Here is a 21853-nt window from a genome sequence, read left to right on the forward strand (position 1 = left end):
AGTCGAAAACTGGGCTGCCACTTCCGGAACACCATGACCACATTTATTTTCCGCATCCTTCTCGGCATCCTGTTCATCGCCGCCGGGACATATCACTTCGTGAATCCCGACTTCTACGTGCGGATCATGCCGCCGTACTTGCCGTGGCATCTGGAATTGGTTCTCATCAGCGGGGCGGCCGAGATCATTCTGGGATTGATGGTGTTTGTTCCACGGCTGGCTGTTCCGGCCCGGTGGGGATTGATCGCCCTGTTGGTTGCCGTGTTCCCGGCCAACATCCATATGGCGGTCCACCCGGAGGCTTATCCGGAGATTCCTCTGGCGGTCCTGTGGGGAAGATTGCCGTTGCAGGCGGTGTTTGTCGCTTGGGTATGGTGGGTTACCCGTCGGCCGGAGCGTGGGTGATCCGGTAGAGTGTCCCGTGCATCCGGGGGCCGCCAGGTTCGGCGGCTCGCATTTTTTCGCTGCGGTAACGCAGTCCGTATTCCGCGAGTTTTTGCCGGAGGATCGGGGCGGGGCTGCGGTCTTGATCCGTTAGGAAGCAGATGCCGCCGGGAGCGAGGAGGTTTTTGACGAGAGACACCAGCGGGTCAATTTTCCGCAGTTCGTAGGTGAGATCGGCCCCGAAGATGACTGGGAACTTGATGTCTGTCGGCGGATGGCGCCAGTCGATGGCAAGTGTTTTGAAGTCGTGTAGTTTATTCGCTCGGGCATTATCCCCGGCAAACTTCATGGCGGTCAGGTCGTAATCGCTGAAGGTCACCCGCAGACCGCAGGCCAAGGCGGTCAGGCCTGGGATGCCGAGTCCGCAGCCGAGTTCGATGGCCTCCAGTTTGTCCCCGGTTTTCGGGTGTTTTTTCCAATCCTCTTTCGCAATCGCCTTGCCCAGCATCCGGGAGACGGGCCAGATGTCGGCCCAATACGGCATGTACTCGTCTTTTTTGAGGGCTTCTTTCAGGGTAGGGTCATCCAGCAAATCGTAGTATTCGACAGGCTTGGTGATTTGAAACTGGAAACGGTCGATAATCACGGTTTCCGTGAGCAGTTCCCTGATGGCCTCGGCCGGCGTTTCCACGAATTCAGGTTGGGGAGCGCTCATTCGGCGTGCAACATCCGCAGGGAGGAACGAAACGTGTCAGTGGTCAACGAGACGACGGTTGGAAGATGGGCGTAAGCCGCCGGGGCGTCGCAGCAATCAACGATCAAATGATGTTCGCTCGGGAAGGAATAGCCCGTCTCGAAGGCAATATGCCCGCTCACCAGCCAATCGGCGCTCACTTTGTTCAAGAAGGCCCGCGAGTGATCGGCTTTGGTGTCTCGTCCCCAAAGAAGTTCGTAGACGGACCCGCCGACGGTGAGATCCTCGGCGGGAAACGAGTCGGTTTCCAGATGCCGGAGATCGAACCGGTCCAAGTGCTTCGGCCGGGGCAAACTGTGGCTGATGAAAATGCGGTTCGACGTCCGCAAGGCCAGCGGCAGCACGCCGAAGAGCCGCATGTATCCCGCGTAAATGCCCGGCCCTTTCTCCGGGCCATAGGCGGTGTTAACACCTTCCATGAACAGTGTGTTCAAGTCAGCGTCATTTTTCATCACCGGGCGGTTGGTCCACTGCGAAAGCTCATGGTTCCCCATCAAAAGATGAACCTGCTTGGGGAACTGGCACTTCAAAGCCGAGAAGAGGTCGAGCAATTGGTGCGACTTGTCGCCACCCGTTGGGTAGTGGAACGTGCCGTGGATAACTTCCTGAAGCACAAGATGACGACGGGGGTTCTTCGCCAGGTCCGCGATCTTGTAAATGGCTTGAAAGTTGCCAATGTGGCCGTGCATGTCCCCGGCGACAATCAACTCATCGATGTCTCGAAGCTCGACAAAACGGCCCCGACGACCGGGCGTCTGACGCACGGCGTCGGCCACCCGATAGAGCATCGTGAGCAGTTTGTCCGGGTCCGGCATGATCGTCTAATTCCGCGTCGGCATCGGCTGGAAATCCGTCGGGCGTCTCTCACCATCAGTACGACACGCCGATCCCGATTGCCAATCAATTCCCCGAAAACATCTCCGGCCGCTTGCCTTATAAACGAGTAGCGGTGTCAAAACTGTCAACAAAAAAAGCACCCCCGGAGGAGGTGCTTCTTGAGGCTTCACGTTCGCGTTTGAATTACGCGGTTTTGAGCAGTTGAGCGATCGGTTTGGCCTTTTCGCCAGCCAGCGGGCTGGGACGGCCGAGGCTGTCACGAATCTGGGCGTCCTTCTCGAAGCCGAGGGCCGCGTAGATCGTGGCGAACAGGTCGCCCGTCGTGACGGGGTTTTCTTCGATGCTCGTGGCGTCGGAGCTGGTCTTGCCGTAGACCTGACCGCCGACGATGTTACCACCGGCCACCATCACGGACCAGAGGCCCGGGTTGTGGTCGCGACCGCCACCCGGATTCACGCGGATGGTGCGGCCGAATTCGGACAGCGTGACGACCACGGTGTCTTGCAGACGGCCGCGTTCGGCCAAGTCCTTGAGCAGCGTGCCAATCCCGGCGTCAACGGCGGGCAACCGGGTGCGGAGGGAGGCGAAGATGTTCGCGTGCATGTCCCAGCCGCCGTTGTTCACTTCGACGCAAGCAGCACCGGCTTCGGTCAGCTTGCGGGCCAAGAGACAGCCGCGGCCGAAGTCGCCGCCGACGGCGTATTCTTGCATCAGTTTGATCGGCTTGCCATCCACGTCTTTGTCAAGGGCGAAAACGTCCTTGTTCTTGGAGACGACGAGGCTGAGGGCCTTGTCGTACACTTCTTGGTGGGACTTGGCGGCGTCGCGTTCGCTGCCGGTGCTCTTTTGGAACCCGGCTTCGAGGCGGCTGAACAGATCGCCACGACGCATCATACGGTCGGTGCCTTCGCGGGTGGCACCACCGATTTCCTTCGGCGGGGTGGCGTTTTCGGGCGGCGAACCGGGACGGCTGATCGGGAGAGCACCGTAGCGCTGGCCAAGGAAGCCGGGGCCGACGCCGCCGCCACCGCCGACGGAGATGAAGGCGGGGAGATCACCTTCGTTTTCCCGGTAGTACCAGGCAACCTTCGAGCCGACGTGGGGTTGTTCGACGAGCACATTGATCGGCAGACCCGTCATCATCACCTTGGTGCCACGCATGTGGTCGCCTTCGGTGGACTTGAGGGTGCGGATGATGGCCGCGTTCTTCATCTGGCTGCCGATTTTCGGCAGAAGTTCGTTGATGCGGACGCCGTCAGCAGCCGTTTTGGCGGCCTTGGTTTCGCCCATGGTCGGGGCGCCGTTTTTGTCTTCCCAGAAGTCGATGGCCGGGTAACCGCCACCGAAGTGAATCACGATCAGGCTCTTGTTCTTCTTTTTGAGAACAGGCGTTTGAGCCTTGAGGGCACTGATGAAGCTATCGGCGGAGAGGGCCATGGCCCCAAATCCGGCGACGTGTTTGCCGAAGTGACGACGATCCGTAATGCCCCACATGATCTGTGCCCTCTGAGTTCGCGATTAATCCGGAAGGAGTATTGTACACCGAGTCTGGCAGTTACCGATGACGAACCGGCTGTCTGCCACAATTATTGGCTGGTATGTTCCTTAACCAATCAGACGACCTGCCGCAAACCCTAGTTCCCGAATCACGGGAAAAATGTTTCGCATCACACTTGCCGGGAATCGCTTGCCGCGACCACACCCAGAAATTTGGCGCAACTGATTGTCTGATCATCACTTCGAGATAATCATTCCTGATCTACTCTCTGATGATGGTTGGAATAGTTTGCGGCTTTCTATGCATCCTGTCAAGGGAAATTCACGGTTGGATGTAAAAAGTAGTTCGTTTCAAAGGCGAGAACAATCGTCTGGCGGCAGATCGCGTCACGTCTTTTGGTTTCCACCCTCTTGTTCGACTACCATTTACCTAATGTCCTCACTCCGATTGTTTACGCAAGCCGCGTTGGCCCGCACCTATCCGCGGGCGGTCTGGATGGTCCGCAACCGCACGTGGTTGATTCAGGAAACCGTCCTGCCGGTTCTGTCTGTCTCCGCATTTGCGTTTGTTTACAAATCCATGCAGGCCCCGCCAGAGTTTGTCGGTTTCGTCATCATGGGGGCGGCCATGACCACCTTTTGGATGAACGTCCTGTGGTCGATGGGCGCGCATCTCTATTGGGAGCGTGATTCTGGGAACCTCGGCCTCTACATCGCCGCCCCGGCTCCCTTGATGAGCATTCTCGCCGGGATGGCAATGGGGGGAATGACGACCACCACCGTGCGGGCGGCCGCCATTGTCTCGGCGGGGTTATTCATCTTTGATGTTCCCCTCCAGCCCACGAGTTGGTGGCTTCTGGCTGGGACATTTTTGCTCACGCTGATCGCCCTGTATGGTCTGGGAATGATGTTTGCCTCCCTGTTTCTGTTGTGGGGCCGGGAGGCGTGGCACACCGTGAATTTGCTTCAAGAACCTGTTTATCTGCTCACCGGCATGAACTTCCCGTTGAGCATCTTTCCCACGGTCGTCAGCGCCATTGCCTTGCTAATTCCCCTCAGCGCCGGAATGGATGCCATGCGGCAGGTTTTGTTCCGTTCCCAAGGTGTGATGGATGTGGGCTGGGAGATTGCGTTGTTGGCTGTGCTCAGTGTGGTCTTCCTGTTCTTTGCCCGGCGGGGGCTGAACACGCTGGAACGCCGGGCGCGTGAAGAGGGAACCTTGACTGTGAGGTGGCAATGAACGCCTCTCCGCATCTTCGCACGTTGAAATGGTCCGCTTGGCTCGGCTGGCAAATCGAAAGCAACTGGGCCGATCTGCGGCTGTTCTTTCTCTATCTGGTGGTGAAGCCGATCACCGGTTCACTGATGTTGGTGTGCATGTACTATGCCGCCAAGTCCGCCTCGCCGACCCGAGTGCCGTCCGAGTTTTTGCCTTATGTCTACATTTCCAATGCGTGTTACGGGCTGGTCGGCACGGTGATGTTCGGGATGAGTTACGTGATCGTCTCCGACCGCGAGAATTACGGGATGCTGAAGTATGTCTTCATCAGCCCCGCTCGGTTTCAGACGTATATGGTTGGCCGGGGCTTGGCGCGAGGGCTGGAAGGACTGGTCGGCGGCGGGGTGACGATCATCTTCGGGTTGTTTGTGTTCGACCCCGTGCGGTCGGCCTTCACCGGCGGCATCGATGTCTTGTGGCTGGCGGTGTTTCTGGCCATCGGTTCGGTGATGCTTTGGTCGTGCGGGATGATCCTCGGGTCGGCGGTTCTCAACATGCACCGCAACGGGATGTTCATGAGCGAGGGAATCGCCGGGGTGGTTTATTTCCTTTCCGGCGTGGTCTTCCCCATTTCGATGCTGCCGAACTGGCTTCAAGTGGTGGCCATGAGTTTGCCGACCACTTACTGGCTGGAAGGAATGCGGCGATCCCTGACGGGGATGCCCAATGCCGATTCCCCCTTGGGTAAATCGCCCTTCACGGAGTGGTCAAATTGGGAACTAGCCGGGGCTTTGACTCTCAGCACCGCCGTGCTTTTCGCCTTTTCGCAGTGGTTTTACCACCGCAATCTTCAGAAGGCTTGGAGGAATGGCAAGATCGAGGAGACGACGGGTGTTTGAAAAACCAACAATATTTTCGAGGAAATCGCGATATTTCTGTTCGTTCCTTTCTCACGATTTGTTAATGTCATCTCATCACTTTTGATTTGTATTTTTGCCCTCGTTATTGAAACGTCGGAGAAAGCAATCATGCGGGGATCCTCTCCCCCTCGCCGTGGATTGACTCTGATCGAGTTGCTGGTGGTCATCGCCATCATCGTCATCTTGATCGGGTTGCTCGTGCCTGCCGTTCAAAAGATTCGGGAGGCCGCCAATCGGATGCGCTGCACTAGCAATCTCAAACAACTTGGTCTGGCCATTCACGCTTATCACGACACGACCGGCTATTTGCCGCCGGGCGGGGATCAACTGTGCAACGAGTCGCAGGCCCCGCACACCGACCGAACCATGTGGAACTGGACATATCACCTCCTGCCATACATCGAGCAGGACAGCCTGTATCGGGAACCCGATTACAACAAGGTGTATGCCCAAGCCGTAAAAACGATGTACTGTCCGAGTCGCCGAAAGGCCCAGACGTATAACGGCCACGGGAAAACCGACTACGCGGGCAACGCCGGAACCAGCAATTTGGGAATGAACGGGATCATCGTCCAAGGCAAGGTTGGCGGTCCGACACAGATTCGGTTTGCAGATGTCACGGACGGACTGTCGGGCACGATCATGCTGGGCGAAAAGCGGATGAACAACGCGGAGTTTGGCAACGTGTTCGACGACAACGAACCGTTCGTCAATTCCGGGTGGAATGATGATTACGAATGTTACCGAACCGCCAGCGCCCAACCGGCCCGTGATTTTTCCAAGGCCGGAGAGACCGCCGCGCAATCCATGTTCGGCTCGGCCCATGCCTCGGGGTTCAACGTGTCGCTCGGGGACGGCTCGGTCCGATATCTGCGGTTCACGATCAGCCTCGCCACATTTCAGCGAGCCTGTGTGCGTGACGACGGACATGCCAATTATTTGGAATGAGAAACCCCCGTTGGTTTCGTCCCGGTCACTTCGCCAGACATTTCGCAAAGCCTTCATTGAGCGCCTTGCGGTCCAGATTGCGGCCGATGAATACCAGCTTGTTTGAACGGGGCGTGTCGCCCCATTCGCGGTCGGGCCGGCCGTCGAAGGTCATGTGGACGCCTTGGAACACGAATCGGTTCGGGTCTCCCTTGAGGCTCAGCACGCCCTTCATGCGGAAGATGTCCTGCCCCTTTTCTTGAAGCAAATCCGCAAGCCACTTATTCAACTTGTTGGCGTTGAGGTCGCCCGGGATGTCGATCCCCACGGAGGTCACTTCTTCCTCATGGTGATGGTGCGGCTTGAAGCCCTTTTTCACCACGGGCATCAACACACCGGCCAGGCCGGATAGTTGGGCATGGAATTCGTGCGGGTGGTGTTCCAAGATCAGGGCGTACGGCCCGGCTTCGGTGATCGTCACCGGGAATGTCGTTGGTTCCTCCTTGAGTTTCAAGTTCTGCGGCTTGCCACTAGCTTCGAGCGGCTTGCCTGCCACGCGGATGGCTCCGAGGCCGTCGTAGGTTTTCAGAGCGGTCTTGGCGGCTTCCCGCAAGCCCGCTTCCGTGGCCGACGGAGCTGGCAGAAGACATGCTTTGAGCGAATTCACCTCGCCTCCCTTGGCCGTGAACTCGTAGTTTCCCGCCGGGAGGTCATAAGCGCCGCCCCACTCGAAGGGATATTCTGGTTCGAGAAACTGCGGATCAATCTCGACCGCCTTGTCGAGTGAGAACCCGGCGACATTCAGCACCTTGTCGAGATCGATCTGCGATTGCCGGGTGCGGTAGACTTTCGTCTGTTTGTTCATGTGACGAATGCGGGCTTCGAGTTCGTCCAGTTCTTCCGGCGAGACGAGGTCGGTTTTGTTCAGCAGCAGCACATCCGCAAAGGCAATCTGTTCCTTGACCTCGTTGGTGTCCCAATGCTGGTGAACGTGTTTGGCGTCCACGAGGGTGACGATGCCGTCGAGGCGGGTCTTGGCCTTGATTTCCTCGTCGAAGAAAAACGTCTGCGCGACCGGGCCAGGATCGGCCATGCCGGTGGTTTCGATCAAGATGTAATCAAACTTGTCCCGGCGTTTCATAAGGTTGCCGAGAATGCGGATGAGATCCCCGCGCACGGTGCAGCAGATGCACCCGTTGTTCATCTCGAAGATTTCCTCGTCGGCTTGGATGACGATGTCCTGATCGACGCCGATTTCGCCAAACTCATTCTCGATGACGGCGATTCGTTTGCCGTGATTGGCCGTCAGAATGTGGTTCAGCAAGGTGGTTTTGCCAGAGCCAAGGAAGCCGGTCAGGACGGTCACCGGCACTGTTGTGTTACTCATCGTGTCTGCATCTCGAGAGAATCGGTCTTACTTTGTATGATATCAAAAAGCATCACTTCCCCATCGGCCAATTCTTCACCTGATCGGCGGCCTCATGCACCAGCGGGTCGATCAGGCCGGAGAGAGTCTTGCGGTCGGGGTCTTGGTCCGAGTTGAACAGCACTGCCCAGTTCAGGCCGTCCCATCGGCGAACCAGCAAGGTGGAGGTGCCGGAAATGTAGCCGGAGTGAAAGACGTTCGCTTTTCCTTGGTCGCCAACCGGGCGCACCATCCACCCGCAGCCCAGATATAAGGGCATGGGCTTCCCTTTGTCGTCGTATCCCGCGAGCCCCTCGGGTCGGGCGTGCATGGTGCGGATCGTTTCTTCCTTTAAGAGCGGGCATTTCTTGGGATCATCAAACGCCGAGGCGAACCGCACCAAGTCGGCGGCCGAGGCGATCCAACCGCCGTGGGCCTCGAAAGCCTCGAAGTTTTGGACCCCGTATTGTCCCGGCACTTGTTCGCCAATCTTTGGGCCAATCACAGCCGACCCAGTCCACGGTTTCGCCGGGTAATATCGCACTTCGTCCTTCGCCCGGTGCTCCAGTCTCGCCCTTCCCAATCGCATCGTAGTGATGCCAAGGGGTTTCAACACTTCCTTGCGGACAGTCGCCTCATACGGCCCGGCCAGCGTCTCGATGATCCGGCCCAGCACCAGATAACCGAGGTTGGAATACACCGCCTTGGTGCCGGGGTCGAAATCCAACGGTTGGCCCATCATGTAACGCACCAGATGGTCCGGCGTGACTGGCAGCGGTGTCCCGAGGCTCTTGGAAATTTCCCCCATTTTGCCGATGGGATCGCCCGATTTGTCCCGGTCCCACCCACCGGTGTGCCGGAGACAATGCGCGACGGTGATGTCCTTCCAGCGGGGATCGACTTTGCCGCCCGGCGGCACATGCGGGGCGATCTTTAGATGGTCAATCACCTTGTCCGAGAGCTTGAGTTTGCCTCGCTCGACCAGACGAAGCACGGTGACGGACGTGAACGGCTTGGAGATGCTGGCGATGCGAAACAGCGACGCCGGTTCGACGGGTTCCTTCTTCTCCACATCAGCGTACCCGAAACCACGCGAGCACACCAGCTTGCCGCCGCGAGTCACGGCCAGGGCCGCTCCGGGGACTTTATGCTTTTCGACGAACGTCGTCATCATTCGATCAAATGGTTCCAATCCTGCGCGGGCCACTCCGGTAACAGGGACCGAGTTTGCCGGCTTGGATTCGTCGCCGCACGCGGCCGACACCGAGAGGCCGGCGGCAGCGGCCATGAATTGACGACGTGATGGCGTGGAATTTGCTGAAAACATACCTGTCCCGCATTTGGTTATGTGGGGATGGAGACGAATAATGTTGTACGAGGCTTTCGGAGGGAATGTATTCCTGCGGGAGTCCAATATCCGGGCGTTGTGGGGAACCGATTCCCAAAATGGCTGGAAATGACAATTCGTTAATCCCGGGGTTTTGGGCTAAAGATCTCTCGCAACCCCGCGCAAGAAATGGTGAGATGAACCGTTGTGCTTTTGGAACGCAGCATTTGCAAAACTCAAATGTCTTGGCGTTTCAAAACAATTTCTCTCTGGGAGTCTTCACGATGAGAATGCTACTTGGATGTGCGACAGCTCTGTTGCTGGCCGGATCGGCCAGTGTGCGAGCGGACGAACTAGACCGCGAAACCAAGGGAAAACCTGTTGCCCCCGTCCCTGCCGCGGCGACCGCCCCCGTTGTCGGGTCTGAACTCGACAAAGAATCCCCCGAACAATCGGCCCATTACCATTGGAGGGGGGGCTACGGCGGCGGCTTCCGAGGCTACGGTTATGGCGGCTACGGCGGCTATCGCTCCTTCGGCTACGGCGGTTATTATGGGGGTTACCGCCCCTACTATGGCGGCTATAGCTCCTTCTATAGCCCGTATATCAGCATTGGTTACGGCGGTTATGGCGGCGGCTACGGCAGCTACTACCGGCCCTATTACGGTTACGGTGGCTATGGCCGCTACGGCCGCGGATTTGGGATTGGTTTCCGATTCTAATTGCAATTGCCCCTGTCGGGCATGGTTAGAACCATACGACGGATGGCAATCACACCGATTTGCCATCCGTCGTCGCATATCCGGCCTCCAGCTTCGCCAACGGTATGGGGACATCACATGATCGTTCATCGCATCGTCATTATTTCCGGTCTTCTTCTCGGCGGCGTGGTTGATGCGCAACCAGAGCTGCCCGTTCCCAAACCAATTATGAAAACGCCCGCCCTCGGGCCGGAACCCGCTCCCGTCGGTTCTGCTCCCGGTTCGCCGACTCCCGTTCCGGCCTTGGTCCCCCCGGTTCCGGCCCCTCCGGTGGTTCTGCCGCCGCCGGTTGTCCCGGCCCCCGAGATTCTCAATCCGGCGCCGATTCCCCAAGTGGTCAAACCAATCATTGCGGACAAAGCCGTGCCGATGGCGGTGATTGCCAAGCCGATGGTTGTCGAGGACAAACCTTTGCTTGGGCCATCAGCCCGGTTAATCAATGCGGGCGAAGTGCGGACCCGGCTTGGTCTTCCGGCCCAAGCGCCGAGCAAGCCGAATCTGGCCAACGTGAAGATCGCCGTCCTCGACTTCGGTTTTGAAGGATGCGATCCGAAAAAGCTCGGCTTCCCGGCGGGTTCGACCATCGTGGAGAATTATTCCCCCGAATGGATCAAGGCGAACAACCTCGGCGACCCGGACTATCAAAAGGGGTTTGAAGCGGGCAACTCGCACGGCCGGTTGATGGCCCAGGCGGCTTGGGCAGTCGCGGGAAATTCGCAACAAGGCCCCGTGTTTCTTCTGCTGAATGCCAACGGGCCGACACTCTTCCGGCGGGCGGTTCGGCACGCCATCGAACAAGGAGTGCAGATCATTCTTTTCAGCGCCCACTTTGAGGGAGGCGGGAATTTCGACGGCCACGGTTCGATCAACGCCATCGTGGACGAGGCCGTCCGGGCGGGCATCATTTGGATCAACGCGGCGGGCAACCATCACGGGCGAGTCTACAACGGGCCAATTACCCCCGGAGCTGATGGCTTTTTGCAATTCGGCCCGACCAAAAAATCCGGGTTGCAGTTCATCAACCGGCTGGATGAAAACACCCACAACATCATCCTCACTTGGAATGACTACTCCGAGCAGGAAGACGCGGGCACGACGAAGGACTTGGTCTTGATCGCCGAAACCTTGGGCGGGAAGGAGATCGGCCGGGCCGACCTAAAACAAGTCGGCCGGGACAAACCGGCGGGGGAGGGCGAAACCCACAACCCGCGAGAGCGCCTGACGCTTCCGTCCCTCGGCGCCGGATTCTATCGCTTACGGGTGCAGGCAAAGGCCGGGGCCTTCACGGCCAAAGATCGTCTGCGAATCCTGATCTCGCCGACCCGAGGGGAACCCTATCCCCACCCGGACACCGGCAAGCCGACCGATCCGCTGGTGTTTACGGATGCCTCCAACGAAGAGGAGCTTTTCCCGCCGGCCGACAATCCCCGAGTATTGACGGTGGGAGAACTCGCCGAATATTCGGCCGTTGGTCCGACCTCCGACCGCCGTTTGAAACCCGATCTGTTGCTGACCTCGTTGCCCGCCAAATGGAGCAACGGCGAAGTGTTCGGCGGCACCTCGTACAGCGCCGCTTATTTTGCCGGGCTGATGACGGTGTTGAAGGCCGATCACCCGAAACTTCAGACCAACGACCTGATGGCTTGGCTGGCGGTGATCCGCAAACCTTTCCGAACCACCACCTTGAAGCCCGCCCCGGTGCCGTGGCGAACACCCGCCGCGACGGAACTCGACAGTTTGATGGCCTCCCTGCGGTGATGAACTTCGGACGGAAGCTAGGAATGTCGGCCTCTCGCTGCCCTACCAATCCGACACGTTTGGCCGTATGGTTGAAGGGGAGGCCGTGTGGCGAACTTTGCGCCACAACACCGGGGACGAGGATGCCGTGAGTATCGGGCGTACCAGCGCCGAGTTCGCGATGCGGGACCCGGACATCCGCCTGATGCTGCGTGTCCGCGAGGATGACCCGGCCGCTTTTTCGGAACTCGTCGCCCAATTCCAACATCGCCTCGTTGGCATCATGCACCATCTCGTCGGCAATGCGGACGAGGCGGAGGATTTGGCGCAGGAAGTCTTCCTGCGCGTGTATCGCAACCGCAAGAAATACTCGCCAACAGCCAAGTTTTCCACCTGGCTGTTCACCATCGCCAACAACTTGGCGCTGAACGCTTTGCGAAACCGGGGACGCAAGCCGATCGTCCCCCTCAATGGCTCGGATTCCGGCCCGATGGGAGTGCGTCCCGAGGAACAATTGGCAAAAGCCAACGGAGAAACTCCCTCTTTCGGATTGCGGCAAGCCGAACTAGCCGACCGCATCCGGGCGGCCCTTGACACCCTCAATGAACGCCAGCGGATGGCCGTGGTGCTCAACAAATTCGAGGACATGAACTACGCCGAGGTCGCCGAGGTGATGGGCCTGACGCCCAAAGCGGTGAAATCTCTTCTTAGCCGGGCGCGAGCGAGACTTCGGGATGCCCTCGCGGGTTATATCTACATGGATGGGGATCCCGTGCCTGCCGACGAGGACGCCGACCCGGACAACGACACCGATGAGTGAGCCGAAGAAAAAAAAATCCGAAGACCCGGCTCCGCCCGATGTCAAGGCGACGGAAGAACTCGTCGCGTACTTGGATGGCGAGCTTGACACGCCGGACGCCGAGGCGATGGCCACCAAAATCAGCCTCAACCCGGTCTTGCGGGCCGAGGCCGATTCTTTGAAACGCACGTGGGACGTGCTGGACATGCTCCCCCGGCCGAAACCGTCGGCCAGTTTTGCCAGCAAGACGATTTCCCAAGTGTTGCCCGTCCCGGCCATTGCCCCTCTATCCGAGGCAACGACACGGCCATCCGCCCCCGTCACGATGGTGGCTGTTCCCGCCGTGCCGGCCTCCGGCCGGGCGGCTTGGATCGCCGCCGGAATATTGACGGTCCTCTTCGGGGGCTTGGGCGGTTATTTCGGACGGAGCCTTCTGAAGCCGCCGCCGGACGAACGCGGCCATGATTCCGAGATGATTAACGAGCTTTCTTTGCTGAAGAACGCCCGGCTTTATCGTCATGTGAACGACATGGAATATCTGCGAAAACTCGACAGCCCGGAACTCTTCGCCGACGATGATTGAACACGGGGGCCTGCCGATGACACACCGCCGGACTCTTGGATTTCGTGCCTTTCTCTTCACCGTGTTGCTGACGGCGATGGGGTCGCTTACGGCATCGGCCGCCCGCGATGCCACGGTCGATCCCGACGACCGCGAGTATCTTCGCCGACAATATGCGTGGTTTCAGTCACTTCCGACCGCCCGGCAGCAGCAACTTCGTGTGTTGAACGACGAGTTCCATCAACTGGATCCCGACACCCAAACCCGGCTTGTCCGGGTGATGCAGAACTACAACGCCTGGCTGGCAAAACTCCCGGACAATGATCGCCAGCGGGTCTTGCAGGCTGAAACTTCCGGCGAACGATTGCGAATCGTGACCGAACTGCGGGAGCGGGATTGGGTAAGGACGTTGCCCAAGGTCCAGCGAGACGAATATGCCCACCTCCCGGTGGAAAGCCGGGCCGCCCGCGTGAGGGAGTGGCGGTCCGAGGAAGACAGCCGGCATGACGAGTGGTCAATCGCCCAGCGGAACTGGGAAGATGTCAAACTCGGCAAAGTTCCGGCAGGGTTTGCCGCCGAACCGCGTGCCCATCTGGAGGCATTCGTCACCAACCTTCGGCCCAGTCTGACGGAATGGGATCGAAAAGCACTTGATGACGCCCGGACGGCCGCCGACGAAAACGGCCAGTTTATGTGGTACGCCATCGAGGTTGTCCGGCTGGCGGACACTCACCCGCTCCTGCCCGGCCGGGTGGGCGCGAAAGATATACTGTCCCTCTCCGAGGCGAACCGGGATTATTTGACAAAGAACGATCGCGCGATCATGCGAAAAAAAGGTCCGGCCGGGATGATTAACGATGATGCCAAGGATTTGAAAAGAGCCTCCGGGAAATGGCCCGAATTTGCCTTGGAACTGGCGAAGCACTGCGAAAAGCACAATTTGAAATTGCCCCAGCCCATCGGTGACTGCACGAAAGAACACATGCCGCCGGAAGTGAAAACCTTCTTGGAGAAAACGCTGGAGCCATTGCTTCGGAAAACTCCGAAGGGACCCGAACAACTGGAAGCTCTGAACCGGGCTTCCGGCAAATGGCCGGAGTATCCGAAGATGGTGATGGACCTCGCCAAATTCTATCGGCTGCCAATCCCCAACTGGACGCTGCCCGGCCCGCCCCAGAGTTGGGACCGCTTCCGCGTGAGCAAGCTCAAGCCGAAGTGACACTGGCTTTTAGAAACTTCCCTCTTTTCGGGCCGTCCGCTTCTTCTGGCCGCGGGCGACCAGCACATCCTCGGCCAAGACAACCCGTTCCAACCGGTCGCGGCTCTGCTCGGCATAATTCTCGGAAAGCTCCACGCCGAGGTAATCCCGTCCCCATTTCTTGGCGGCCGCCAGCGTGGTTCCGCTTCCGGAAAACGGATCAAGCACCAAGTCCCCCGGATTGGAGGATACCCGGATGATTCGTTCCAGCACGGCAATTGGCATCTGGCAGGGATGTTCCCCGCGTTCCTTGAATGTGCCGCACACCCGCGAGACGGCCCACGTGTCGCCATCGGCCGGGAAGGCGGTCAAGTCTTCCTGCGGTCGCAGCACCCAGGTGTCGTCTGGCAGTTTCCCCTTGGGGTTCGCCCGGCTGTCCGCATAGGTGGTTTGCCGGGCCGAGGCGACCCGGACGGGGTCCGCGTTGAAGGTGAAGGTTTTGGGGTCGGCCACGTAGTAGAAAATGTGGGCGTGACTGCGGTTAAATTTCCGGGTGCAATTGACCCCGAAGGTGTAATGCCAGACGATCCAGTTCCGCATCGTCCAGCCCATCGCGTCCATCCGGAGTTTCATTTCGGCCGCGTACTCGTCCCCGATGGCCACATACACGCTGCCCGTGGGTGAAAGAACTTGATCGACGGCCTTCAGCCAGCGATCGGTCCACGCCAGGTAGTCATCCTTGTTCATGCTGTCTTCGTAACGGTCGTACTCGTAACCGATGTTGAACGGGGGGTCTGCGAAGGCCAAGTCAACCAGTCCCGCCGGCATCCGGGCCAAGGCTGAAAGGCAATCTCCCGTGAGTACTTGGTTGCGAATCATCGTAATTCCGTAGGGGCCGCTTGTAACACTCGGACCGTATTGTGCAATTTTTCCAACAAAAGCGCAAGTGCAATATTTTCGGATTGGGAGGCTTGGATCGTGGGTGCGCCAAAGATCTATGGGCGCGCGAAAAAAGAGGGTATGCCGCTGCGAAACGGTGACCCTCTTTTCGTGTGTTTCTCAGCCCTGACCAGTCGTTTTTAGTGGATGAGCGTCTCTTCCGTGCTGTTGTGGGAAACCGGCATCACACCCAACGGGACATCCGCTTCCAGATGATGGCTGTCATCCGCGATGGAGCCAATGGTTTGGTTGCTTGTCGTCGGGGCCAGTTGGAATTCCAACCGCCGGGAATGAATCTCGGCCCGATCCACGGGAACATCATTGGGAGCGTCGATGCCAACGCGGATGCGGTCTCCCTTGACAGCGACGATTTTAACCCTGATGTTGTTGCCGATGATGATTTCTTCGCCGATGCGGCGAGTTAAAACGAGCATGGTTGACCCTCCTTGGTTGGTGAACTGCTCTTACAATTAAGACGTTTCCCGCGTCAGATTGTTTAAGCAAAATATAGACCGTCAAACAGAATTTCGCAAACTCGGTTGCGAAATTGTCACGGATTCCCCATTTTTCCAGAAAATTATTTTATCCAGATTATCCATGTTAACCATTGTATTGAGTGTTGTCAATTTTTTCGGCAAGACTGGTGGCTGAGAATTTCCGGCGAGACAGGTGAGTGCGCGGATTTGGCACAGCAAAATCGCACAGCGGGATTAAGTGTGTCGCCATCGAGCACGTAAGCTAAGAGGGTTGGGAAGTCATCCTCGCAATTGTTGAGAAGCGGAGAATCATGCCGACGTTTTTTGCCACTTGTGCCCGCGGGTTGGAGCCGGTTTTGGCCGAGGAACTGCTCGCGCTAAACGCCGGGGACATCGTGCCGGGTCGCGGGGGGGTCGGCTTCTCCGGGGATCAATCCATTCTCTACCGGGCCAACCTCTGGCTGCGAACGGCCGTGCGGGTGCTTCAACCGGTTCTTGAAGCCGTGGTGCTGGATTCGGACGAACTTTACCAAGCAGTGCAGGGCATCGACTGGACGAAATATCTGACGCCGGCCCACACGCTCGCGGTCGATTGCAATGTTCGCGATTCCCGGATCACGCATTCGCTGTATGCGTCCCGCCGGGTGAAGGATGCGATTTGCGACCAGTTCATCGCCAAAACCGGCAAACGCCCGAGCGTGGACACGGATCGGCCAATGCTGGGCCTCAACCTCCACATTCACCGCGACAAGGCCATTCTCAGTCTGGATTCCTCATGGGACTCCCTGCACAAGCGGGGCTATCGGCCGATCCTCACCGTCGCCCCGCTGAACGAGGCTCTCGCCGCCGGTCTGCTCTGGCAAACCGGTTGGCGGGGGGATGTGCCGTTGCTTGACCCGATGTGCGGTTCGGGGTCGTTTCTCATCGAAGGGGCTTGGCTGGCGCTTAATCGGCCGCCGGGGCTGACGCGCAAGCATTTCGGCTTCATGGGCTGGATGGATTACGACGTGCGTTTGTGGGCTGAAATGCGGGATGAGGCCAGAACCCAGACCAAGAAACAACTCCCGGCGCCGATCATCGGCCGGGACATACGCGGGGATGTGAAAGACTTCGCCGCCGTCAACGCCAAGGCGGCCGGGGTGGGGCATCTCCTTCGCTTCGAGAAAGCCGATGTGCGCAGGTTCCAACCGCCGGAAGGCCCGCCGGGCATCATTGTCATTAATCCCCCTTATGGGGAACGCATTGGCGAAGAACGAGAAGTGAAGATTCTTTACCGGGAGATGGGCAAAGCCTTCGCGGCCGCAGCCGTCGGCTGGCAGGTGTTCGTTTTCACGTCACGAGAGGCCCCGTGGCGGGAGTTTGATTTGCCGCTGGTGAAAACAACACCGTTTTTTAACGGCAAGATCGAGTGCCACCTGTTGCAGTTCAGGCCTTGAGAAGAGCGAAGAAGGGAATTTTTTCTGGTGTAAGAGGTTGCTCCAGAAGAGACCCCCTCCAACTCCCCCTTGCCAAGGGGGAGTTGGAGGGGGTCTTTTCCGCAGAGATTGGAACTTCCAATCAAAGCGACGGACGATCCCGTCTTTGTGATTAGTCCTCTGAACCCTTGGATTTCTTCTTGCTCTTGGGGGCTTCCACCGGTTCGGGTTCCGGTTCCTCGATTTCGTCATCCACGTCGCCGGGGGCCGGTTCGCCGCCGATGATTCCCGCTTTGACGGCCACCACTTGCAGCACCTTCGCCTTTACTTGCTCCGAAAGGGCGACATTTTCCGTGAGGTATTGTTTCACGTTCTCCTTGCCCTGACCGAGCCGCGTTCCCTCGAAGCTGAAGAACGAACCGCTCTTTTCCAGCACGCCGAGATCGGAGGCGATATTCACCAAGTCGCTGAAGGTGTTGATGCCGCGATCATGCAGCACTTCAAACTCGGCGGTGCGGAACGGCGGGGCGATCTTGTTCTTGACCACCTTGACCTTTACTTCCGTGCCGATCACTTCATCGCCATCCTTCACGGCCGGGCCACGACGGACTTCCAATCGGCAGGAAGCGTAAAACTTCAGCGCCAGCCCGCCGGTGGTGGTTTCCGGGTTGCCGTACATCACGCCGATCTTCTGGCGGATCTGATTGATGAAGATGATGCAGGTGTTCGTTTTGGCGATCAGCGGATTCAACACCCGGAGAGCTTGGCTCATGAGCCGGGCTTGCTGGCCAACGGACGGGGTGCCGATTTCGTTGTCTGTTTCGTTCTTCGGCACCAAGGCGGCCACCGAGTCAATCACGATGATGTCCACCGCGTTGGACTTGATGAGCATTTCCGCGATGCGAAGGGCTTCTTCGCCAAACGCCGGCTGGCTGACGAGCAGGCTTTCGAGATCCACGCCGATCCGCTTGCACCACGTCGGGTCAAGGGCGTGTTCGGCGTCAATATAGGCAGCCACCCCGCCGGCCTTTTGGGCGTTGGCGACGGCGTGCAGGGCGATGGTTGTTTTGCCGCTGGACTCGGCCCCGTAAATCTCGATGATCCGGCCGCGAGGCAATCCCTTGCCGCCGAGGGCAACGTCCAAGCTCATTGATCCGGTCGAAATCCCGATGACTTCGTTATTGGTGGCATCGCCCATCATCATGATGGAGCCTTTGCCGAATTCCTTCTCAATGGCTGACAGGGTGTTTTGCAGTTCCTTGCTTGGTTGTGCCATGATCGTCCGTCCCTTTGAGTATTTTTGGATTCTGTGGGTTGTTGTATGGGTGGATTTTACCCCGGCTGATTTGCAATCACGATGTTGGTAGGAGCGAATTCGCGGCAAAGAATTTGGAAGTTTTTTCGGAGGCGGCTCCATTTCAAATTCGGCGAAGCCGTTCATTTGTTGATTTTCGGAATCATCCCTTCAATCACCGGAAGATCAAACGACGAATGGCGCAAGATCAGTTCTGGAAAACGTTTTGACCGCCTGTCGGGAACAAACGGGCAAACAACGAAACGGGCCGCACGCGAAATCTTCAGAATCTTTCCCCTTGACGAAAATTATGCAACTTTATAGATGTCTTGCTCGAATAATGGAATAGCCCCGCCTTCTCTTCTTGTTCGCAGGGCTTTCCGATCAATCGTTGGTGTGACCCCAAGGAAAAGAGGGTTGACCCATGTGGACGGCGCCTCCCGATCATCCGCTTCGCCGGTTGTTTTCCGGCATCACGGAACATGCCTTTTTGACCACGCTCGGCATCACGGATGCCCCGCTTGTCGATTACGTGTCCGAATTGCTGACGCGATTCGTCCATATCAATGCCGTCCACCGGCTCGCCGGGAAAGACGGCCGACCACTCACCGAAGTCGCCGAGATGGTGATGGAAGCCGAGGAAATCCCGCCGGAAGGTCGCACGAAACGCGAATACCATCGGCATATCGGTGATTTCGCCCTGTTCTGGACCGGCCTATATCCCGAAATGGTGCGCCGGCAGAGCCGGGTCATGCGGGATTCCCTCATCAGCTACACGCTGGTGGGCAAACGCTCCTATCTGATCGCCGGTTCCTTTGAAGACGATCCGTACCGCGAAGAGGCGGCCGTGCTGAAACGACTCGGCTCCGAGTTCGAGCTATGTGCCGTCGGCCTCAACCGCGTTCGACACGAATTGGACGATCTGCACGGCGAAATGGAGTTCACCGGGTTGATCGGCAAGTAGTTGTCCCTGTTTTCCGTTGCTCCTGACCCGGCCTCCGCGTAAAACTCCGACTCCAACGGGGCATTTCACGCGGAGCCGCATCACATGGCCGGGAAAGAGTCGATCGGGGTCGGATTCATCGGGGCCGGGGACATTGCGATCCTCCACGACAAGGCGGTCAAACGCTGTCACGGGGCCAAAGTCGTCGGCCTGTGGAACCGTTCGCAGGACCGGGCCAACGCCCGCGCGAAGGATTTCGGCTGCAAGAACTACGCCACCCCGGAAGAGTTGGTCAACGACCCGGCGATTGATGCCGTGTTCATCCTCACCAATTTGGAAACGCACCTCGAATACACCAAACTGGCACTAAAAGCCGGCAAGCATGTGCTGGTCGAAAAGCCGGTCGGCCAGAGTGTGGCCGAGATCGAGGAGATGAAGCAACTGGCCGACGCGAAGAATCTCGTCTGCCTGCCGGGCCATAATTACATCTACGAAGCCTCGATGGCCCGCACGAAGCAACTGGCCGACGAAGGCGATCTCGGCAAGATCGTCTCCGCGTATGTGATGTACAACATCCACCATCCCGAGGAAGTGGCCGCCCGCTATCCGGGGGTCGTCCGGCAAATCCTCACCCACCACTCGTACATCCTGCTTTACCTCCTCGGCAAGCCGAAAAAGCTCTGCGCGATGAAGGCGACCCTACATTACAAGGAGTACACGGAAGAGGACATTGCGATGGTGCAGATGCAGATGGAAAACGGGGCGTTGGCCCATTTCTGCGCCAGCTTCGCCGCCGACGACCACGCCGCCGACCCGTGGACGGTGATGGTTAAAGTGATCGGCACCGCCGGCAGCACCCGCTACAGCTACCGGGACCATGTGGAGATCAAGCCGGGCTTGGTGCATTCGCAAACATACACGGCCTACCAAGGCTCGGTGATGAACGAAGTGAAATACTTTATCGAAAACTGCATCCGTCGCGGCGAGAAACCGCTCTCCACGCTGGAAGACGCCATCACGGCCCAAAAGATGATTGAAGCGTGTGAAAAGTCGATTCGGGAAAATAGCGTGGTGACGTTATAAAGTGAAACGGCATTGCCCCTGACTTCCGCTTAAGAGGGGGCGAGGTAATTTAGGAACGTTGTCGTCGGGATGTTCTTCGGCCGTCGGGCCGCAACCGCCGGAGCATGAGATGAATCATGGCGAGCTGGATCATCCTCCTCGCCGGTCTCGTCGTGAAACTCATGATGGCGGTTCAGCCGCCGGTAATTCGACAGCCAGCCGAAGGTTCGCTCGACCACCTCTTCGGCAGCAGGTGAAATCCGGGACTGGGGTCGGTCCGCTTGATGATGACCAGCGACCAGCGGAACGGGGCGAACACCAACCCGACCAGCTTCCCCGAGGAGTAGCCGCCGTCGGCCCACAAGACTTGCATGCGGGGCCACGAGCCCTCGATCTTCGCCTTCGCCAGTAATCGCCCCGCTCCGGTTTGGTCCTGCAAAGTGGCCGAATGGACCACCACTCCCCACACCAATCCGAGCGTGTCAATCAACAGATGCCGTTTCACCCCGTTGATTTTTTTCCCCGCGTTGAACCCGCGTGTTCCGCTGGTGACGGCCGCCTTAACCGACTGGCTGTCAATCGACATCGCCGATGGTTCGGGGGCGTGCCCTTCGTTCTCCCGGACCATCGCGCGAAGGGCGGCGTGGATTTGATCCAACAATCCCCGGCGCCACCAGCGGTGAAAATAGTCTCGGACAGTCCCCTCCGGCGGGTATTCTTTCGGCAGGGGGCCGACCATTTGATGCCGTTGGACACCACATAAAACATGGCGTTGACCAAGGACCGGAAGTCCGTCGTCCGGGGTGCCCCGGCGGCTGCAGGCAGAGGCAGGAGCGGCTCCACGACGGCCCATTGGTCGTCCGTCAGGTCACTCGGGGTCGCTGTCATCCGCTCACTCCGGGCCGAGGAAGACACCGTCAATAGCATGCCCAGGCTGGCCAGTCAATCCTGCAGATTGCCGCATCCCCTCTCAGGGTCAGGGCCATTCCGTTATTCAACGTGGGGGATGCCGATAAGCTCCCGGGCTTTTTCGGGGTGGATTTGGAGCAATTCGATGGCTTCGCGGTGGTTGTCGGCGCCACTGTCGGCCAGCAAATGGATGATGGCATTGCGCAGGGCGGCCAGCACTTGGGGAGCCGCGCCGGAACGCACCCGGCAGGCGTCTTCCAAGAACGTCACATCGCGGACGTAATGGAGCTCGTTTTCGATCTTCCAGTGATCGCGGAGGAGTTTCAGCAGGTCGGCGGCGGTCGCCTCGTCCTCGGACAGGCTCGTCACCCCGAGTTCGACTTCGACGGTTTTGACCCCCTTGATCGTCCGTTCCCGGATGATTTCAAAGCCCCGCGTCATGCCCTTCCATTTTTCATGCAGGGTCAGGATCGACGTGGTTCGCAGGG

General features: G+C 58.5%; 22 protein-coding genes and 1 pseudogene. 12 read left to right on the top strand and 11 right to left on the bottom strand.

What is annotated here, in order from left to right; translation table 11 throughout:
- The first annotated feature begins 33 nt into the window (after window positions 1-33).
- Window positions 34-405 carry a DoxX family protein gene (locus BGIM_RS0119090; RefSeq protein ID WP_020471335.1) on the top strand — a complete coding sequence of 124 codons (372 nt, stop codon included), beginning with the start codon at window positions 34-36 and terminating at the stop codon, window positions 403-405.
- On the opposite strand, the gene BGIM_RS51240 is transcribed toward BGIM_RS0119090, so the two are convergent.
- The 3 genes from BGIM_RS51240 to BGIM_RS51245 all read right to left on the bottom strand — a co-directional run bounded on the left by BGIM_RS51240 (window position 380) and on the right by BGIM_RS51245 (window position 3412).
- The gene (locus BGIM_RS51240) at window positions 380-1099 is read right to left on the bottom strand and encodes a class I SAM-dependent methyltransferase (RefSeq protein ID WP_020471336.1); all 720 of its coding nucleotides are present in this window, start codon (window positions 1097-1099) and stop codon (window positions 380-382) included. The genes BGIM_RS0119090 and BGIM_RS51240 overlap by 26 nt on opposite strands.
- Window positions 1096-1953, bottom strand: coding sequence for a metallophosphoesterase (locus tag BGIM_RS0119100; RefSeq protein WP_020471337.1), 858 nt, complete (start codon window positions 1951-1953; stop codon window positions 1096-1098). The genes BGIM_RS51240 and BGIM_RS0119100 overlap by 4 nt, the downstream gene beginning before the upstream one ends.
- 205 nt (window positions 1954-2158) lie before the next feature.
- A complete protein-coding gene (locus tag BGIM_RS51245) occupies window positions 2159-3412 on the bottom strand; it encodes a DUF1501 domain-containing protein (RefSeq protein WP_157369218.1) in 1254 nt (417 codons plus the stop codon).
- Window positions 3413-3905: 493 nt separating this feature from the next.
- Here BGIM_RS51245 and BGIM_RS0119110 point away from each other — a divergent pair, with 493 nt between their 5' ends.
- The 3 genes from BGIM_RS0119110 (at window position 3906) to BGIM_RS0119120 (ending at window position 6559) form a co-directional block, all read left to right on the top strand.
- Window positions 3906-4712, top strand: a complete 807-nt coding sequence (locus tag BGIM_RS0119110; RefSeq protein WP_020471339.1) for an ABC transporter permease — start codon at window positions 3906-3908, stop codon at window positions 4710-4712.
- Complete coding sequence (locus BGIM_RS0119115; protein ID WP_020471340.1) at window positions 4709-5590, top strand: ABC transporter permease; 882 nt, start codon at window positions 4709-4711, stop codon at window positions 5588-5590. The genes BGIM_RS0119110 and BGIM_RS0119115 overlap by 4 nt, the downstream gene beginning before the upstream one ends.
- Window positions 5591-5719: 129 nt before the next feature.
- Entirely contained in the window at window positions 5720-6559 is an 840-nt protein-coding gene (locus tag BGIM_RS0119120) for a DUF1559 domain-containing protein (RefSeq protein WP_020471341.1), read from the top strand.
- 25 nt (window positions 6560-6584) lie between these two features.
- On the opposite strand, the gene BGIM_RS0119125 is transcribed toward BGIM_RS0119120, so the two are convergent.
- Both BGIM_RS0119125 and BGIM_RS0119130 read right to left on the bottom strand, forming a co-directional pair.
- Window positions 6585-7925 carry a CobW family GTP-binding protein gene (locus BGIM_RS0119125; protein ID WP_020471342.1) on the bottom strand — a complete coding sequence of 447 codons (1341 nt, stop codon included), beginning with the start codon at window positions 7923-7925 and terminating at the stop codon, window positions 6585-6587.
- Window positions 7926-7977: 52 nt separating this feature from the next.
- A complete protein-coding gene (locus BGIM_RS0119130; protein WP_238537674.1) occupies window positions 7978-9117 on the bottom strand; it encodes a serine hydrolase domain-containing protein in 1140 nt (379 codons plus the stop codon).
- Between the two features lie 437 nt (window positions 9118-9554).
- Here BGIM_RS0119130 and BGIM_RS62195 point away from each other — a divergent pair, with 437 nt between their 5' ends.
- The 5 genes from BGIM_RS62195 to BGIM_RS0119155 all read left to right on the top strand — a co-directional run bounded on the left by BGIM_RS62195 (window position 9555) and on the right by BGIM_RS0119155 (window position 14348).
- Window positions 9555-9992, top strand: coding sequence for a hypothetical protein (locus tag BGIM_RS62195; protein WP_086026121.1), 438 nt, complete (start codon window positions 9555-9557; stop codon window positions 9990-9992).
- A 117-nt stretch (window positions 9993-10109) separates the two neighbouring features.
- Window positions 10110-11789, top strand: coding sequence for a S8 family serine peptidase (locus BGIM_RS0119140; RefSeq protein ID WP_020471345.1), 1680 nt, complete (start codon window positions 10110-10112; stop codon window positions 11787-11789).
- A gap of 85 nt (window positions 11790-11874) precedes the next feature.
- Window positions 11875-12588 (top strand): RNA polymerase sigma factor, encoded by a 714-nt coding sequence (locus tag BGIM_RS51255; protein ID WP_238537675.1) that lies wholly within the window; start codon window positions 11875-11877, stop codon window positions 12586-12588.
- Window positions 12581-13150, top strand: a complete 570-nt coding sequence (locus BGIM_RS57815) for an anti-sigma factor (protein WP_020471347.1) — start codon at window positions 12581-12583, stop codon at window positions 13148-13150. The genes BGIM_RS51255 and BGIM_RS57815 overlap by 8 nt, the downstream gene beginning before the upstream one ends.
- A gap of 16 nt (window positions 13151-13166) precedes the next feature.
- Window positions 13167-14348, top strand: a complete 1182-nt coding sequence (locus BGIM_RS0119155) for a hypothetical protein (protein WP_157369220.1) — start codon at window positions 13167-13169, stop codon at window positions 14346-14348.
- Window positions 14349-14357: 9 nt separating this feature from the next.
- On the opposite strand, the gene BGIM_RS0119160 is transcribed toward BGIM_RS0119155, so the two are convergent.
- Window positions 14358-15206: a DNA-methyltransferase gene (locus tag BGIM_RS0119160; RefSeq protein ID WP_020471349.1), complete on the bottom strand. Its 849-nt coding sequence runs from the start codon at window positions 15204-15206 to the stop codon at window positions 14358-14360.
- A 200-nt stretch (window positions 15207-15406) separates the two neighbouring features.
- Window positions 15407-15700 carry a carbon storage regulator gene (locus tag BGIM_RS59840; protein WP_020471350.1) on the bottom strand — a complete coding sequence of 98 codons (294 nt, stop codon included), beginning with the start codon at window positions 15698-15700 and terminating at the stop codon, window positions 15407-15409.
- Window positions 15701-16053: 353 nt separating this feature from the next.
- On the opposite strand from BGIM_RS59840, the gene BGIM_RS0119170 reads away from it, so the two are divergent.
- Window positions 16054-17178, top strand: a complete 1125-nt coding sequence (locus BGIM_RS0119170; protein WP_020471351.1) for a THUMP domain-containing class I SAM-dependent RNA methyltransferase — start codon at window positions 16054-16056, stop codon at window positions 17176-17178.
- A gap of 151 nt (window positions 17179-17329) precedes the next feature.
- Here the strand turns inward: BGIM_RS0119170 and recA are convergent, their stop codons facing one another.
- Entirely contained in the window at window positions 17330-18433 is a 1104-nt protein-coding gene (gene recA / locus BGIM_RS0119175) for a recombinase RecA (RefSeq protein ID WP_157369222.1), read from the bottom strand.
- Window positions 18434-18875: 442 nt separating this feature from the next.
- Here recA and BGIM_RS0119185 point away from each other — a divergent pair, with 442 nt between their 5' ends.
- Window positions 18876-19415 carry a hypothetical protein gene (locus BGIM_RS0119185; RefSeq protein ID WP_020471354.1) on the top strand — a complete coding sequence of 180 codons (540 nt, stop codon included), beginning with the start codon at window positions 18876-18878 and terminating at the stop codon, window positions 19413-19415.
- 84 nt (window positions 19416-19499) lie between these two features.
- A complete protein-coding gene (locus BGIM_RS0119190) occupies window positions 19500-20477 on the top strand; it encodes a Gfo/Idh/MocA family protein (protein WP_020471355.1) in 978 nt (325 codons plus the stop codon).
- 172 nt (window positions 20478-20649) lie between these two features.
- On the opposite strand, the gene BGIM_RS51270 is transcribed toward BGIM_RS0119190, so the two are convergent.
- From BGIM_RS51270 to BGIM_RS0119200, 3 genes and pseudogenes are all read right to left on the bottom strand, one after another.
- Window positions 20650-21195 (bottom strand): IS5/IS1182 family transposase, encoded by a 546-nt coding sequence (locus BGIM_RS51270; protein WP_052639891.1) that lies wholly within the window; start codon window positions 21193-21195, stop codon window positions 20650-20652.
- A 50-nt stretch (window positions 21196-21245) separates the two neighbouring features.
- A pseudogene (locus BGIM_RS68320) lies at window positions 21246-21383 on the bottom strand (transposase); the annotation flags it as partial.
- A gap of 63 nt (window positions 21384-21446) precedes the next feature.
- Window positions 21447-21853: ISAs1 family transposase (locus tag BGIM_RS0119200; RefSeq protein ID WP_020471356.1), on the bottom strand; the 407-nt coding region annotated here is incomplete at its 5' end.

The sequence above is a fragment of the Zavarzinella formosa DSM 19928 genome, from assembly GCF_000255705.1.
Classification (GTDB): domain Bacteria; phylum Planctomycetota; class Planctomycetia; order Gemmatales; family Gemmataceae; genus Zavarzinella; species Zavarzinella formosa.

What these genes read in the sequence shown, in the direction of transcription:
- BGIM_RS51270 (WP_052639891.1), bottom strand. Translation starts at nt 21,195, where the DNA reads ATGGTCGGCCCCCTGCCGAAAGAATACCCGCCGGAGGGGACTGTCCGA.
- BGIM_RS59840 (WP_020471350.1), bottom strand. Translation starts at nt 15,700, where the DNA reads ATGCTCGTTTTAACTCGCCGCATCGGCGAAGAAATCATCATCGGCAAC.
- BGIM_RS51245 (WP_157369218.1), bottom strand. Translation starts at nt 3,412, where the DNA reads ATGGCCCTCTCCGCCGATAGCTTCATCAGTGCCCTCAAGGCTCAAACG.
- BGIM_RS0119130 (WP_238537674.1), bottom strand. Translation starts at nt 9,117, where the DNA reads ATGATGACGACGTTCGTCGAAAAGCATAAAGTCCCCGGAGCGGCCCTG.
- BGIM_RS0119120 (WP_020471341.1), top strand. Translation starts at nt 5,720, where the DNA reads ATGCGGGGATCCTCTCCCCCTCGCCGTGGATTGACTCTGATCGAGTTG.
- BGIM_RS0119170 (WP_020471351.1), top strand. Translation starts at nt 16,054, where the DNA reads ATGCCGACGTTTTTTGCCACTTGTGCCCGCGGGTTGGAGCCGGTTTTG.
- BGIM_RS62195 (WP_086026121.1), top strand. Translation starts at nt 9,555, where the DNA reads ATGAGAATGCTACTTGGATGTGCGACAGCTCTGTTGCTGGCCGGATCG.
- recA (WP_157369222.1), bottom strand. Translation starts at nt 18,433, where the DNA reads ATGGCACAACCAAGCAAGGAACTGCAAAACACCCTGTCAGCCATTGAG.
- BGIM_RS0119155 (WP_157369220.1), top strand. Translation starts at nt 13,167, where the DNA reads ATGACACACCGCCGGACTCTTGGATTTCGTGCCTTTCTCTTCACCGTG.
- BGIM_RS0119140 (WP_020471345.1), top strand. Translation starts at nt 10,110, where the DNA reads ATGATCGTTCATCGCATCGTCATTATTTCCGGTCTTCTTCTCGGCGGC.
- BGIM_RS0119115 (WP_020471340.1), top strand. Translation starts at nt 4,709, where the DNA reads ATGAACGCCTCTCCGCATCTTCGCACGTTGAAATGGTCCGCTTGGCTC.
- BGIM_RS0119160 (WP_020471349.1), bottom strand. Translation starts at nt 15,206, where the DNA reads ATGATTCGCAACCAAGTACTCACGGGAGATTGCCTTTCAGCCTTGGCC.
- BGIM_RS0119125 (WP_020471342.1), bottom strand. Translation starts at nt 7,925, where the DNA reads ATGAGTAACACAACAGTGCCGGTGACCGTCCTGACCGGCTTCCTTGGC.
- BGIM_RS0119100 (WP_020471337.1), bottom strand. Translation starts at nt 1,953, where the DNA reads ATGCCGGACCCGGACAAACTGCTCACGATGCTCTATCGGGTGGCCGAC.
- BGIM_RS51240 (WP_020471336.1), bottom strand. Translation starts at nt 1,099, where the DNA reads ATGAGCGCTCCCCAACCTGAATTCGTGGAAACGCCGGCCGAGGCCATC.
- BGIM_RS0119185 (WP_020471354.1), top strand. Translation starts at nt 18,876, where the DNA reads ATGTGGACGGCGCCTCCCGATCATCCGCTTCGCCGGTTGTTTTCCGGC.
- BGIM_RS0119190 (WP_020471355.1), top strand. Translation starts at nt 19,500, where the DNA reads ATGGCCGGGAAAGAGTCGATCGGGGTCGGATTCATCGGGGCCGGGGAC.
- BGIM_RS57815 (WP_020471347.1), top strand. Translation starts at nt 12,581, where the DNA reads ATGAGTGAGCCGAAGAAAAAAAAATCCGAAGACCCGGCTCCGCCCGAT.
- BGIM_RS0119110 (WP_020471339.1), top strand. Translation starts at nt 3,906, where the DNA reads ATGTCCTCACTCCGATTGTTTACGCAAGCCGCGTTGGCCCGCACCTAT.
- BGIM_RS0119090 (WP_020471335.1), top strand. Translation starts at nt 34, where the DNA reads ATGACCACATTTATTTTCCGCATCCTTCTCGGCATCCTGTTCATCGCC.